Annotated in this window: 12 protein-coding genes, 2 tRNA genes and 1 riboswitch; of the genes, 11 read left to right on the top strand and 3 right to left on the bottom strand. The window is 48.3% G+C overall.

From position 1 onward, the window contains the following. Positions 1–8 precede the first annotated feature (8 nt). From WKT10_RS09625 to WKT10_RS09610, 4 genes are all read left to right on the top strand, one after another. A tRNA-Leu gene (locus tag WKT10_RS09625) sits at positions 9–92 on the top strand. 3 nt (positions 93–95) lie between these two features. Continuing rightward, positions 96–179: transfer RNA gene (locus tag WKT10_RS09620), tRNA-Leu, on the top strand. 145 nt (positions 180–324) lie between these two features. Next, positions 325–1,200, top strand: a complete 876-nt coding sequence (locus tag WKT10_RS09615; RefSeq protein WP_340276890.1) for a MerR family transcriptional regulator — start codon at positions 325–327, stop codon at positions 1,198–1,200. Between the two features lie 100 nt (positions 1,201–1,300). Then, positions 1,301–1,426 (top strand): hypothetical protein, encoded by a 126-nt coding sequence (locus WKT10_RS09610; protein WP_337433425.1) that lies wholly within the window; start codon positions 1,301–1,303, stop codon positions 1,424–1,426. Between the two features lie 27 nt (positions 1,427–1,453). Here WKT10_RS09610 and WKT10_RS09605 read toward each other — a convergent pair whose 3' ends face one another. Continuing rightward, the gene (locus WKT10_RS09605; RefSeq protein WP_340276888.1) at positions 1,454–3,298 is read right to left on the bottom strand and encodes a sensor histidine kinase; all 1,845 of its coding nucleotides are present in this window, start codon (positions 3,296–3,298) and stop codon (positions 1,454–1,456) included. Continuing rightward, on the bottom strand, positions 3,298–4,845 hold the full coding sequence (locus WKT10_RS09600) for a response regulator transcription factor (RefSeq protein ID WP_337933989.1): 1,548 nt from the start codon (positions 4,843–4,845) through the stop codon (positions 3,298–3,300). The genes WKT10_RS09605 and WKT10_RS09600 overlap by 1 nt, the downstream gene beginning before the upstream one ends. A gap of 280 nt (positions 4,846–5,125) precedes the next feature. Between WKT10_RS09600 and WKT10_RS09595 the strand changes: the two genes are divergently transcribed. The 3 genes from WKT10_RS09595 (at position 5,126) to WKT10_RS09585 (ending at position 7,113) form a co-directional block, all read left to right on the top strand. Continuing rightward, the gene (locus WKT10_RS09595) at positions 5,126–5,356 is read left to right on the top strand and encodes an HPr family phosphocarrier protein (protein WP_337433428.1); all 231 of its coding nucleotides are present in this window, start codon (positions 5,126–5,128) and stop codon (positions 5,354–5,356) included. A gap of 132 nt (positions 5,357–5,488) precedes the next feature. After that, positions 5,489–5,605: riboswitch (THF riboswitch) on the top strand. Positions 5,606–5,677: 72 nt separating this feature from the next. Further along, on the top strand, positions 5,678–6,247 hold the full coding sequence (locus WKT10_RS09590) for a folate family ECF transporter S component (RefSeq protein WP_066546889.1): 570 nt from the start codon (positions 5,678–5,680) through the stop codon (positions 6,245–6,247). Between the two features lie 14 nt (positions 6,248–6,261). Next, a complete protein-coding gene (locus WKT10_RS09585) occupies positions 6,262–7,113 on the top strand; it encodes a sugar phosphate isomerase/epimerase family protein (protein ID WP_066546891.1) in 852 nt (283 codons plus the stop codon). 74 nt (positions 7,114–7,187) lie between these two features. Here the strand turns inward: WKT10_RS09585 and WKT10_RS09580 are convergent, their stop codons facing one another. Next, positions 7,188–8,768 carry an oligosaccharide flippase family protein gene (locus tag WKT10_RS09580; RefSeq protein ID WP_340276883.1) on the bottom strand — a complete coding sequence of 527 codons (1,581 nt, stop codon included), beginning with the start codon at positions 8,766–8,768 and terminating at the stop codon, positions 7,188–7,190. 156 nt (positions 8,769–8,924) lie between these two features. On the opposite strand from WKT10_RS09580, the gene nifS reads away from it, so the two are divergent. From nifS to WKT10_RS09560, 4 genes are read left to right on the top strand one after another with little or no spacing between them, the layout of a single operon-like run. Continuing rightward, the gene (gene nifS / locus WKT10_RS09575) at positions 8,925–10,109 is read left to right on the top strand and encodes a cysteine desulfurase NifS (RefSeq protein ID WP_066546896.1); all 1,185 of its coding nucleotides are present in this window, start codon (positions 8,925–8,927) and stop codon (positions 10,107–10,109) included. A gap of 32 nt (positions 10,110–10,141) precedes the next feature. Then, positions 10,142–10,579, top strand: coding sequence for a Fe-S cluster assembly scaffold protein NifU (gene nifU, locus WKT10_RS09570; RefSeq protein WP_066546899.1), 438 nt, complete (start codon positions 10,142–10,144; stop codon positions 10,577–10,579). Then, positions 10,576–11,652: a tRNA 2-thiouridine(34) synthase MnmA gene (gene mnmA, locus WKT10_RS09565; protein ID WP_081422916.1), complete on the top strand. Its 1,077-nt coding sequence runs from the start codon at positions 10,576–10,578 to the stop codon at positions 11,650–11,652. Before nifU ends, mnmA begins: the two co-directional genes overlap by 4 nt. Then, positions 11,649–12,947: an N-acetylmuramoyl-L-alanine amidase gene (locus tag WKT10_RS09560; RefSeq protein WP_331624589.1), complete on the top strand. Its 1,299-nt coding sequence runs from the start codon at positions 11,649–11,651 to the stop codon at positions 12,945–12,947. The genes mnmA and WKT10_RS09560 overlap by 4 nt, the downstream gene beginning before the upstream one ends. Positions 12,948–12,996: the final 49 nt, after the last annotated feature.

Genomic DNA, 12,996 nt, shown 5'->3' with positions numbered 1-12,996 from the left:
CACGTGCTGCGGGAGTGCTGGAATTGGCAGACAGGCAAGACTAAGGATCTTGTGGGTGTATGCTCGTGTGGGTTCAAGTCCCATCTCCCGCATATGCAGAAGTGGCGGAATTGGCAGACGCGCACGGTTCAGGTCCGTGTGGTAGTAATACCTTGAGGGTTCGACTCCCTTCTTCTGCACTGGATGATGATCCGAAACTTAAGGAAACTTGAGTTTCGGATTTTTTTGTTGGAAAAATCTTGACATTATACCAGGTATAAGCCTTATGCTTACTGTGTAAATAAAGAATATTTCCCTAAGCCATAGGGGTAAGGAGGAGTGTATATGTCACGAACCATCAAAGAAGCAGAGGAACTGACAAAGGTGACCAGTCAGAATATCCGGTATTATGAAAAGCAGGGGCTGCTGGCTCCCAAAAGAGATAAAGAAAATTCATATCGTTTGTATTCAGAGGAGGAGATCAGCCGCTTAAAGCTTATACGTTTGTTTCGCAAGCTGGGGATGCCCATAGGAGAAATCCGCCGGATGTTTGAAGGGGACATTTCTCTGGAAGAAGCCATTGGGGATCAGATCAGCCGCCTGCAGTCCCAGAAGGAGGAATTGACGGCAGCCCTGGAATTTTGCGGAAGGATAAAGGAAAATCAGCTTGCAGATGTAGACCCCGATCTTTATCTGGAAGAAATGGAACAGGAGGAAAAGCGGGGATCGGTATTTATGGATTTCGTCAATGATTATGCTAGAGTTGTAAGATCAGAAGCAATCCGGGAGTTTTCCTTTATGCCTGATGACCGGTGTGATGAGCCAGATACCTTTGAGAGAGAGCTGTTAAAGTACGGAAAAGAGAATGGAAAAACGATCATTATAACAAAGAAAAGCAGGTCGCCGCATTTTATGATGGATGGAAAGGAGTACAGAGCGTACAGAACTTCTTCAAGATTTGGGATCGTGGTGCACTGTGAACTGGTTCATCCGGAAGACTATGTGCCCGAAGGAATGAGTAGAAGGAAATACCGCCTGCTTCGCGTGATTTCTATTGCAGTCCTTCCGCTCATTCTGTTTGCTGCTTCTAATCTGTGGATTTTCAAACAGATGGATTTTGGCTCTCCGCTCACTTGGCTGGCACTGTTTGTTCTGGCAGTGGTGTTATTGGCAGATCTGTGCTTTTTGTACTACAGCTGCGGAAAAAATTTCAGAGGATAATTTAATACAATTTTAGTACGAATGCCTCACACCTGAGTGCTATCTTAATTCCTTTGGTGCTATGATACGGACAACGTTAAAACATGAGGAGGAATTGACAATGAAAAAGATAGTAAAAAAGTGTGAGGCATTTTTGTGTATGGCAGCAGTGATAATTGGAGTAACAGCGCTTCGGTTTCAGCTTTTCGCACCGGAGGTATTGGAACAGCTCACAATGCAGCTTTGAGTGTGAATGATGATGCTGAGGACGCTGCTAAAGGGATACCGGCCGGGCAGGAATGCGTACAGTAACCTCAGTACCCTGACCGGGAGTACTGGTAAAGGAAAGACCGTAGGCATCTCCGTAAAGGCTTTTTAAACGCAGATTGGTGTTGGACACGCCGATGTGCCTGAGAGAAGTTAAGCCATTATCTGCTGAGAGGCTGTCTAAAAGCGTATCCAGCTTTTCCGGCGCAATCCCGGCCCCGTCATCGCTGATCACAAGGACTGCATCTTCTCCCTCGCGCCAGCCGGTAAGAAGAATACAGCCCTTTTTTTCTTCCTTCATTAAGATGCCGTGCAGAAGGGCGTTTTCTACAATTGGCTGGAAGGTCAGTTTGGGGATCGTCAGGCTGCCAAGCTCTGGGGGAATGTCTGCTATAAAGTCGGCACAGTGATTGTAACGCATATTTTGAAGCTGCATATAAAGCGTTACATGGGTAATTTCATCATCAATAGTACCGAAAAGCTCTTTTTGTCCAAGCGTCAGACGGTAAAAGCGGGTGAGAGCCTGAACTGCCTGGCTTACCTGGCTGATCTGGCCAGATTTTGCCAGCCAGTTGATCATATCCAGAGTATTATAGAGAAAATGAGGATTGATCTGGGCCTGCAAGGCGCGAAATTCAGCCTTTTGCAGTTCTTTGGCAGCAAGCTCCTTCTGGTTTAGCAGTTCATTGATCTCTGCAGTCATAAAATTGTAGGCACCGGAAAGAATACCGATTTCGTCATTCCCGGCATTTTTCAGAAGAAGAGGTCTGGGACGTCCAGAGCGGATGGTTTCCATCTGCAGGGCAACATGAATAATGCGGTCTGCAAAGGACTTTGAAAGGCGGTAAGCCAGAAACAGGGCCAACAGGGAGATAACGCCATAGAATGCAATAAATTGGAGGATCATAGAGACGCCTGCTGTCTTTAGGCTTTGCCTGGGGATGACAGACATAAGATACCAGTCGGATCCATTGATGGAAAATGATGCCGCATATACAAGAGAACCGTCCAGATCAGCCGGAATGAATTGTTCTTTTTGTTTTAACTGTTCAAATAATGAGTGGGGGATTTGGGGAATGGAACTGGAGAGCCGCTCGTCTTTCATATCAATCGGTTCACCGGAGGCGTTCATAAAAAAATTGATTTCTCCCTGGATCAAATGCGTGTGTGTGATCAGCTGCTGCAGGGAACTGCGGGAAAAATAAACAGCCACATAGGCAGCCGCTTCTTTTTCTGCCCTTTCATCTTCGGAAAGATAATTAAGCCGAACCAGATAGGCCAGATTCCCGCAGTATTTTTTTTCATTTTCCGACAGATCCGGAGCTGCACACAACAGTCTGTCCTCCGGAGAGGACTCAAAACGGTCGAGCCATCCGCTGTCTATTGCAGAGAGAGGGATAAAAAGGCGCTGGCGGCCGTTATTTAAAATGTCAAGCTGTGGATAGGAGCTGTCATCGTAATAGATCCGTATGGTGCGGATTAAAGAGGGTTCCGCAGCCATATCTGCCAGCTGATACAGATTGTTCAGATGCGTGCGTGACAGGGCGGCTCCGGGCGCCTGTTTTTTTGTGATGGAAAAGAGCCGCTGGATCGGAAGGGAATAGGTGAGTGTATCAGAGGCATGAGCTACATGGATCATAAGATTTTCTGCCGCAAGAGCGGACTGGGAATGAAAGGCCTCTTCGGAGCGCAGCGTGTCATTTAACACAATGCGGAAAATCCGGGTAAATAAAAAGAAGGTCACAGTCAGCGTGGGAAGCATAAAGAGGATGGCAAAGGACAATGCCAGTTTCTTTTTCAGCTTCATATCATAAATGTAATAATGAAAAAACTGTTTTATGGGACGTTTCATCAGAGTATTTTCTCCCTGTATTCCGATGGTGAAAGGCCTACGATCTTGCGGAAGGCCTTGCTGTAGTAATTGCCGTCGCTGTAGCCGACTTTTGCGGAGATGTCCGTGATCCGGTATCTGGGATCGCTCAAAAACTGCTTGGACATTTTAATCCGGTAATCGGTCAGATACTGGTTGATCGTCTGGCCGGTTTCATTTTTAAAAAGAGTGCAGATATAGCTGGAGGAGCGGTTTGCATACTGGCTGATATCCAGCACAGACAGGGTAGGAACCGCAAAATTCTGGCGTATATATTCCTTGATCTGAAAGACGACCGGATGCTCGGACTGATTAAAGATCAGGGATTGAAAATAGTGCCTGATCCTGTGGCAGAGAAAATCATGGAGCTCTCCTAAGGTGGCGCAGCTTATTACATCCTCCCAGATGGATTCTGATTCGATACCTTCTCTTTTCCACAGAGAAATGTGATTAGCCAGACTGATCTCATCCAGCTTGTTCAGATATCGGAAATATCGGTCTCTTACCTGAGCTTCCGGAAGAGGAGGGCTGTTTTTTAGAGCATTATAAAAGTTTCCGGCGGCTTTTAGTGCTTCCAGCTCTCTTTGGGCTGCAAGGGCTGCTGTAAAGTCTGCAAAGGGATCTTCGGCAGGCTGCAGAGAGCCGGCAGGAGGCGTTTGTGTTAAGATGGAATTGTAATCATGATAAAAGCTTTCGCTTAATAGGCTCATGGCGCTTTTATACGAAAATGCAGCCTGATCCATGCCCTGTACAGAGGGGCCTGATGCAATAAAAAAACGGCAGTAGGGTGTGATCCGCTCTTTGAGAAAGCTGGTAAAAGCGCGGACTGTTTCTGGTTCCTGGCGGTTGGAACTGCACAGAAAGCTTACGATATAGCGGTCTGCCTTGGGCACCAGAATCCGCACGATCCCCATTTTTTTCAAATAGGAAGAAAAAAGCTGATTTTCCTGGATCAGATCTTCTGAGGGAAGCTCGGAAAGGGGGGTGAGACAGCTTGTGATCACACAGGTAAACCAGAAATCTGTTTCGACTTTCGGAGAAACGCGGGCTGCCAGTTCTAGGGCTTCCTCCAGTTTGGAAGAATTGGTCAGGGCCAAGGCAAGGTGACCGCGCAGATCCTTTTCCTCCAGCATAGCGCCGGCTTTTGCGGCTCTCAGGGTACGGAAACGGTCGGCTGCTTCCTTTATGGCATCCTCAAGTTCCTTTTTTTCTGCCGGTTTGTCAATGTAGCTTACAGCTTTCAATTTAATTGCCGCTTTCAGATATTCGCGGTCTGAGTAGGCGCTCATGAAGATGACGGCTGTATCCGGAGCCTCTTCCAGGTACAGAGAAGCCATCTCAACCCCAGTCATGCGGGGCATCCGCACATCGGTAAGCAGGATATCTGGGCGGTGCTTTCTAGCCTCTGTAAGGGCGTTGACCCCGTCGTCTGCCAGGATTACCTCTGTAATGCCGTACTGTTTCAGATCCAGCAGGCTGCATATACCTTCACGGGTAAGTTTTTCATCATCAGCAATCAGTAATTTCATAGGATATAGGTTCTCCATTTTTTGATTCAACAATCGCTCTGCCTTTATTTTATTTGAAAGCCTTCACTTATGCAATGGAAATCAAAAAAATTACAGCGAATGAAAGGATTTTACCATGGTTTTTTTCAACTTCAGCTGTTATCATATGAAATATAAGATGTTATCATGCATTGCCGGATATTGCTTACCGTAAGCGTCATCCCCGTGTATCCGGCAATGAATTTTATAAATGTCTGCTCTCTGTGATGAGAGTATTGCGCAGATGATGGAGGTAATGAATATGAAGCGCGTTGCAGTTAAATTCAATCAGCCGGATCAGATCATTGATTTTGTGCGAATTATGAATCGGTATGAATATGATGTAGATGTAAAATGTGGAAGCAGGATCGTAGATGCAAAGTCAATCGTAGGTGTGCTGGCTCTGGCCAAATCCAGGACAGTGGAGGTGATTGTTCACACAGATGAATCCTGTGAAGATTTGATGGAAGAAATTTCCAGATATGCGGCATAATAGGAGGCTTGCGCCCGTTCTGTTTAAATATAAGCAGAATGGGCGTATTTTGTTTGAGTGCGTGTTATGCTTCTTAAAAAAAACTTGCATATCTTCCAAAAACGTGTATAGTTATGTATGAAAAAATAAATAAGCAGAGTAGGCTTATGCGCGTTAAGTGCCGGCTGGACAGGGAGTTGCCAGTCAGACGAAAGTAAGGAGCGGCTTTGTGCCGATCCTTCTGCGGTGCATGGGCCGCATCCCGCTGCATCAGAGAAGATCATAGGGATTTGATTATCTCCGATTGTAGTTTGAGAGGTCTGCAAAGGAGGTAATTTTTTTATGACAAGATTAGCAACTTTGTTTACCTGTTCCTTCCGCCGGTTAAAAGAGGTAAGGACCGTTACCGTTTGTGCCATGCTCGGGGCTATCGCTATCGTGCTGGGGTCATTAAGCATTGATCTGGGACCGTCTGTCCGTATTGGCTTTTCAGGTATTCCAAATGAACTGGTCCACTATCTGTTTGGTCCTGCGGCAGGAAGCCTGTTTGCGGGGGCGCTTGATATTTTAAAATATATGATCAAGCCTGTGGGCGGATTTTTCCCCGGTTTTACCCTTGTGGCGATGCTGGCAGGTGTGATCTACGGTTCTTTCTATTACAGAAAGCCCTTAAGTCTGGGGCGAGTATTTGCCGCTCACCTTGTTGTGAGCCTGGTTTGTAATGTACTGCTTAATACGCTGTGCCTGTCTCTGCTTTACGGAAAGGCATTTATGGTGCTTTTGCCGCCAAGAGTGATTAAAAATCTTATCATGTGGCCCATTGATTCCCTGATCTTCTTTCATATTGCAAAGCTCCTGGAAGCAGCAGGAATATTCAGGTTCCTGGGCGGAAGGGACCAGAACCGTTTATAAAAGGAGGAGTTGCCATGAAATTAAATACCGGTATGCGCTGCCATGACCTGTGTGAAAAAATGGAGATGGAAAAGGTGTTCCAGCTGGCAAAGGAAAATGGAGTGCACCAGATCCAGCTTGCTTTTGCCAAATCCATCAGCAATTATGACTTTACCACCGGTCATTACAACCCTGGATTTGCCCGCTACATTAAAGAACAGCTGGATAAAAACGAGATCCATGTGGCTGTTCTCGGCTGCTATATTAACCCTACTAACCCTGTAGAAGAGCTGCGCAAAAAAGAGGTAGCCCGGTTTATTGAACATTTAAAATATGCCCGCATCATCGGAGCAGATATGGTAGGAACAGAAACCGGCCGTCTGTCCTCGGATTTTCGTGTGACTCCTGAAACGTATTCAGAGGACGGTTATCAGCTTCTGTTAAAGAGCATGAGAGAGATTGTCTCTGCTGCTGAGAAGCTGGGAGTGATCGTAGGAGTAGAGGGCGTGTTCGACCATACCCTTTACAGTCCGGCGCGGATGAAGCGATTTTTGGATGACATTGATTCCCCGAACGTAGAGGTAATTTTAGACAGTGTGAACCTGATCCATCCGGATGAGGTGGCACCTGAGGCTCAGGAAAGAGTCGTTCGCCAGGCTTTTGAGTATTACGGCGACCGGATCAGCGCCCTTCATGTGAAGGACTTTGTGTTTGATGGCCAGAATCAGCTGTTTAGGCACGTTGGCGAGGGCCTGTTCTGCTATGAGCCTCTGATGAAGCTCATTAAGGAGAAAAAAACTCATATCCCGGTGCTGCTTGAAAACTCCAGCAGAGAACGTTTCCACAGCGATGTGGCCTTCCTGCAGGAGATTTATGACCGGGCATAATAAAAAGAATAGAAACAGACGGATGATCCCGGACAATTCTGCGCGCTGGAAAGGGCAGAGTTGGCCGGGATTTTTCACTTCTTTTTGTGAAACAACACCAGCATCCCTCCATACACCAGGCTGATAAAGCCGATCTGCACGGCAGCATTCAGAAAAACAGGAAGGGAGGACAGAGCGGGAATAAAAGCGCATAAGGCGAAATTGATTCCAAACGCGATCAAAAGAATCAGCACCGGTTTTACAACCATGGAAAAAACGTCCCAGCCAATAGGGGCGATGCGGTTAAGGCTTAAGCAGCACATAAGAGCCAGAGCCAGTTCGCTTGCCAGAAGCCCCCATAGATATCCCCGGATTCCAAAGGAGGGAATGGCAAAGAGGACAAAGAGCAGTCGAAGAATCATGGCGGCTACATTCTGGAAAAAAGTGGATGAGGTTTTTCCGAGGCCGTTCTGTATGCTTCCCAGCGTGGTTGCAAGGTACATAAAGGGGCAGAGCCAGCAGAGGGTGGTGATAAAGGCTCCGGCCTGCTGGTTGTGAAACAGGCTGATTCCCAGCGTATTGCCAAAGCGGGTAAAAATGCCGATGCACAGGATTCCCATATAGCAGCTGCAGCGGATGGAAAGCGCCAGCATGGAAGAGATGCGCTCCTTATTTCCGCGCGACTGGGCTTCTGCCGCTGAGGGGAGCAGCAGAACTGCCATGGAATTTGTGATGGCAGAGGGAAAGAAGATAAAGGGCATGGCCATGCTGGTCAGGACGCCGTAAAGGGACAGGGCCTGGGGATCTGAAAGGCCAAATGCGGTTAAACGGTCCGGGATCCAGATGGCCTCCGCACTTCCAAGGATATTTAATACAAGACGATTCCCCATCAGGGGCAGAGCCAGGATTAAAAGAGAGGACAGTACCTGAAAAAAGGAGTGTTCCGTCCCAAAGGAGTGTTCCGTCTCGGGGGAAGACGAATAAGGAGCCTGTGACAAAGGGGGAAGATTCTGGAAGCCTGGAGCAGGACGTTTTTCAGACCGGGGCGGAAATGCTCCCAGACACATAAGGGTAAAGAGAGCAGAGGCCATTTCACCGGCCAGATGGCCGTAAAAAGCCAAATCTACCGTAACAGGCCGGCCTTTTTCTGTCCAAACACAGACGATCAGCCACACAGTCACCATGCGTATTCCCTGTTCAGCCACCTGGGAAAGAGCAGGAACCCTTGTTTTCTGCATTCCATAATAGTATCCGTTAATACAGGCGTGAAGGGCGCAGAAAGGAACGGACAGAGCGATAACAGGAAGAAATGGGGCGCATCGGGGCTCTAAAAGCACATACCGGGCCAGGGGAGTGCGAAAGGAAGTGATGAGCCAGGCTAAGAGGACAGAAAGGCTTAGAGATACGGACAGGGCAGCCATAAGAGCCTTTTTGCCCTGAGATTGACGGGCAGCCACATATTGGCTTAGTGCGGTCTGGAGGGAACCGGCGCAGAGTGCAAAGCAGATGCCAAAAAGCGGGTGTACCATCTGATAAAGTCCCAGACCTTCCGCCCCAATGGTCCGGGAGAGATAGATCCGGTAGAAGAATCCCAGAATCCGGCAGATCAGGCCGGTAAAGGTCAGAAGAAGGGTGCCGGTAAGAAAGGCTTTTTTGCGGGGAGTCAGCTGGAGCATGGTCGGGGCCTCCGAAACCGGAAAATTATTATTACTATATGAAAAGAATAAGAATATCAGAACCGAATTATTTTATAGTATTCCTATTGAAATTGTAGGAATACTATGGTATAGTAAGGACAGAATGAAAGAAACAGAAAGGCGGAGCGTTTTAATATGGAAAAAATGATATATCTTGATAATGCGGCAACCACAAAGACCCGTCCTGAGGTAGTAGAGGCCATGCTTCCCTATTTTACAGAATTCTATGGAAATCCTTCCTCTGTATATACATTTTCAGCAAAAAGCAAAGAGGCTGTAACAAAAGCCAGAGAGATCATAGCAGACTCCCTGGGAGTAAAGAGCAATGAAATCTATTTCACAGCAGGAGGAAGCGAAGCGGATAACTGGGCCCTGGTGGCTGCGGCAGAGGCTTATGAAGCCAAGGGGAAGCACATTATCACAAGTAAAATTGAACATCATGCCATCCTTCATACCTGTGAATATCTGGAAAAAAGAGGGTATGAGGTCACTTATCTGGATGTGGATGAAAATGGCGTAGTAAAGCTGGATGAGCTGAAAAAGGCCATCCGCCCGGATACCATTCTTATTTCTATCATGTTTGCAAACAATGAGATCGGAACCATTGAGCCGATTAAGGAGATCGGAGCCATTGCAAAGGAGCACGGTATCCTGTTTCATACCGATGCGGTACAGGCATACGGCCATGTGCCCATTTCAGCGGACGAGTACAACATCGACATGCTCAGCGCCAGCGGCCACAAGATAAACGGCCCCAAGGGAATCGGCTTTCTGTATATCCGAAAGGGCGTAAAGATCCGTTCCTTTATCCACGGCGGAGCCCAGGAGCGCAGACGCAGGGCGGGAACGGAAAATGTTCCAGGCATTGTGGGCTTTGGAAAAGCGGTTCAGCTTGCCATGGATGAGATGGAAGAGCGGACCAAAAAGGAAGTTGAGATGCGGGAGTATCTTATGGAAAAAGTGCTGCGGGAGGTTCCCTTTACCCGGATCAACGGTTCCCGTACCAGCCGTCTGCCGAATAATATCAATTTTGCCTTCCAGTTTATTGAGGGTGAGTCCCTTTTGATCAAGCTGGATATGGCCGGAATCTGCGGTTCCAGCGGATCGGCCTGTACCTCAGGCTCCTTAGATCCTTCCCATGTGCTTCTTGCCATTGGTCTTCCCCATGAGATTGCCCACGGCTCTCTGCGTCTGACCTTAAGTGAGGAAAATACCATGGAGGAAATGGATATAACAGCAGATAAGATTAAGGAAATCGTAGCATATTTAAGAGAGCTTTCCCCTCTGTATGAGGATTATATGAGAAAACACAGCCGTTAAAGGGCGAAAATGACGAACAAGGAGAAGAGACGATGTATACAGAAAAAGTAATGGATCATTTTGAACATCCCAGAAACGTAGGAGAGCTTGAGAATCCAAGCGGCGTAGGAACGGTGGGAAATCCCAAGTGCGGCGACATCATGCGTATTTATCTGGATATTGACGAAAACCAGATCATCCGGGATGTAAAGTTTAAAACCTTTGGCTGCGGAGCTGCCGTAGCAACCAGCAGCATGGCAACAGAGCTTGTAAAGGGAAAAACGGTGCAGGAAGCCATGCAGGTTACAAATAAAGCTGTGATGGAAGCACTTGACGGACTGCCTCCTGTTAAGGTACACTGTTCATTGTTAGCAGAGGAGGCCATTCACGCCGCCCTCTGGGATTATGCACAGAAAAACGGTATTACCATTGAGGGTCTGGAAAAGCCCAAGGATAATATCGAAGAAGAGGAAGAAGAGGAAGACTATTGAGCAAAAAAGTTGTAGTAGGCATGTCCGGAGGAGTCGATTCCTCCGTGGCAGCCTGGCTGTTAAAGGAGCAGGGTTATGATGTGATCGGAGTAACCATGCAGATATGGCAGGATGAGGATACCGAGGTCCAGGAGGCAGAGGGAGGCTGCTGCGGTTTGAGCGCAGTAGATGACGCCCGCAGAGTCGCCATGGAACTGGGTATCCCTTATTATGTTATGAATTTTAAAGAGGAATTTAAGTGCAGGGTAATGGATTATTTTGCCCAGGAGTATCTGGCGGGGCGCACCCCCAATCCATGTATCGCCTGCAACCGCTATGTGAAATGGGAGTCCCTGCTGCAGAGAAGCCTTGCGATCGGGGCGGACTGCATTGCAACAGGCCATTATGCAAGGATTGCAAAGCTGGAAAACGGCCGTTTTGCCCTTGAAACCTCTGTGACGGCGGCAAAGGATCAGACCTATGCCCTTTATAATCTGACCCAGGATCAGCTGTCAAGGACATTGATGCCGGTAGGAGATTACACAAAGGATGAGATCCGCCAGATGGCCCAGAAGCTGGGCCTTCCGGTGGCATCCAAGCCGGACAGCCAGGAAATCTGTTTTATTCCGGATCACGACCATGCCTCCTTTATTGAGAATTATACAGGCAAAGAATCAAAGCCCGGAAATTTTGTAGATCTTAAGGGAAATGTGATCGGCCGCCATAAGGGCATTACCCATTATACGGTCGGCCAGAGAAAGGGCTTAAATCTGGCTATGGGCCATCCGGTCTTTGTCACGGCCCTGCGTCCGGAGACAAACGAGGTGGTGATCGGGGACAGTCAGGATGTATTTACCAGTACCGTGCGCTGCAATAGGCTCAACTGGATGGCTGTGGACGGGCTTCACGGCAGAGAGACGAGAGTGAAGGCCAAAATCCGCTACAATCACGGCGGAGCTATGTGCACTATCCGCGAAATAGAAAATGGAGAGGTAGAATGCAGGTTCGATGAGCCTGTACGGGCTGCGGCTCCGGGACAGGCTGTGGTATTTTATGAAAATGGCTATGTAGTGGGAGGAGGAACTATCCTATGAGGCAGAGGGGCGGAGCAGAACGCGCAAAAACAGTCCGAATGTTTTTCTGGAAGAGAGGTGTTTTAGCCGCTGCAATGGCCGCGCTTATTTTATCAGGCTGTTCAGAGTATGAGTCCAGTGAAGAACTGCGGGCACAGGCCGGTACAGAGGCGCAGGCTGATGGAGAAGTACAGGCTGCTGCAGAAGTTCGGACATCCAAACAGACGGAGACCGGAGCGGATATTTCCGGCCGCTCCCAGTCCAGAACACGGGCTGCAGTGCCGGAATTTGAAACGGTTTCCGATCGGGTTTATGTAAATACAGAGGGCGGCTCTGTGCGGATCCGCAGCGCCTGTGATACGGCGGACGCCTCTAATATCCTGGCAAATGTTCCCGATGGCACATCCCTTTCCCGAACGGGTAAAAATGCAGACTGGACAAGGATACAGTGGGAGGGGAAGACAGGATACATTTCTACTGCGTATATTTCTGAGACAGCAAAACAGAAAAAAACTCAGATTTCTGCCGGCAGCAGCTCTCAGGGCGGCGCCATAGCTGAAAATGGCAGGCAGGTTTTATTGGATCCGAACTGGGATTATGCAGAGTTTGCAAAGATTACCTCCGGAACGGCGGTTCTCTATCAGAGCCAGACGGCAGAGAGAAAGAACCTTACCATCTGCGTCAATGCAGGTCATGGTACCAAAGGAGGCGCTTCTGTAAAGACTCAGTGTCATCCAGACGGCAGCCCCAAGGTCACAGGAGGCACTACGGGAGCGGGAGCTGTGACAGCCGCGGCGGTATCCGGCGGCATGACCTTTGACGACGGTACGCCTGAGAGCAGCGTTACCCTTTCCATGGCGCTCATTTTAAAGGATAAGCTGCTGGCAAAGGGCTATGATGTGCTGATGATCCGTGAAACAGAGGATGTCCAGCTGGATAATATCGCCAGAACACTTATCGCCAATAATGCCAGCGACTGCCACATTGCGCTTCACTGGGATTCCACCTCCAGCAATAAGGGAGCCTTTTACATGAGTGTTCCAAACAATGCCGCTTACCGGAATATGGAGCCGGTAAAATCAAACTGGCAGAAGCATAACGCGCTGGGAGAAAGCCTGGTTGCGGGGTTAAAGGAAAAGGGGGTTAAGATCTTTTCCGGCGGCTCCATGGAGATGGATCTGACCCAGACCTCCTATTCTACCGTTCCGTCTGTGGACATTGAATTGGGAGATAAGGCCTCTGACCATTCCCAGGCCGCGTTAAAACAGCTGGCGGATGGCCTGGCAGCCGGTATAGACCAGTATTTTGCCGGATAGGGAACAGATGAAAAAATATCAGAATTCTTAAGAGAAAAGATGAAATCGT

The organism is Enterocloster sp. HCN-30185 (assembly GCF_037890305.1).
Lineage (GTDB): Bacteria > Bacillota > Clostridia > Lachnospirales > Lachnospiraceae > Enterocloster.
The sequence above is the reverse complement of the archived record's forward strand: the minus strand, read 5'-3'. Positions and strand labels throughout refer to the sequence as shown.

Excerpts from the sequence above, each read along its gene's own strand:
- nifS (WP_066546896.1), top strand. The coding sequence starts at position 8,925 with ATGGAAAAAATGATATATCTTGATAATGCGGCAACCACAAAGACCCGT.
- WKT10_RS09590 (WP_066546889.1), top strand. The coding sequence starts at position 5,678 with ATGACAAGATTAGCAACTTTGTTTACCTGTTCCTTCCGCCGGTTAAAA.
- WKT10_RS09600 (WP_337933989.1), bottom strand. The coding sequence starts at position 4,845 with ATGAAATTACTGATTGCTGATGATGAAAAACTTACCCGTGAAGGTATA.
- WKT10_RS09605 (WP_340276888.1), bottom strand. The coding sequence starts at position 3,298 with ATGAAACGTCCCATAAAACAGTTTTTTCATTATTACATTTATGATATG.
- WKT10_RS09595 (WP_337433428.1), top strand. The coding sequence starts at position 5,126 with ATGAAGCGCGTTGCAGTTAAATTCAATCAGCCGGATCAGATCATTGAT.
- nifU (WP_066546899.1), top strand. The coding sequence starts at position 10,142 with ATGTATACAGAAAAAGTAATGGATCATTTTGAACATCCCAGAAACGTA.
- WKT10_RS09615 (WP_340276890.1), top strand. The coding sequence starts at position 325 with ATGTCACGAACCATCAAAGAAGCAGAGGAACTGACAAAGGTGACCAGT.
- WKT10_RS09560 (WP_331624589.1), top strand. The coding sequence starts at position 11,649 with ATGAGGCAGAGGGGCGGAGCAGAACGCGCAAAAACAGTCCGAATGTTT.
- WKT10_RS09580 (WP_340276883.1), bottom strand. The coding sequence starts at position 8,768 with ATGCTCCAGCTGACTCCCCGCAAAAAAGCCTTTCTTACCGGCACCCTT.
- WKT10_RS09585 (WP_066546891.1), top strand. The coding sequence starts at position 6,262 with ATGAAATTAAATACCGGTATGCGCTGCCATGACCTGTGTGAAAAAATG.
- WKT10_RS09610 (WP_337433425.1), top strand. The coding sequence starts at position 1,301 with ATGAAAAAGATAGTAAAAAAGTGTGAGGCATTTTTGTGTATGGCAGCA.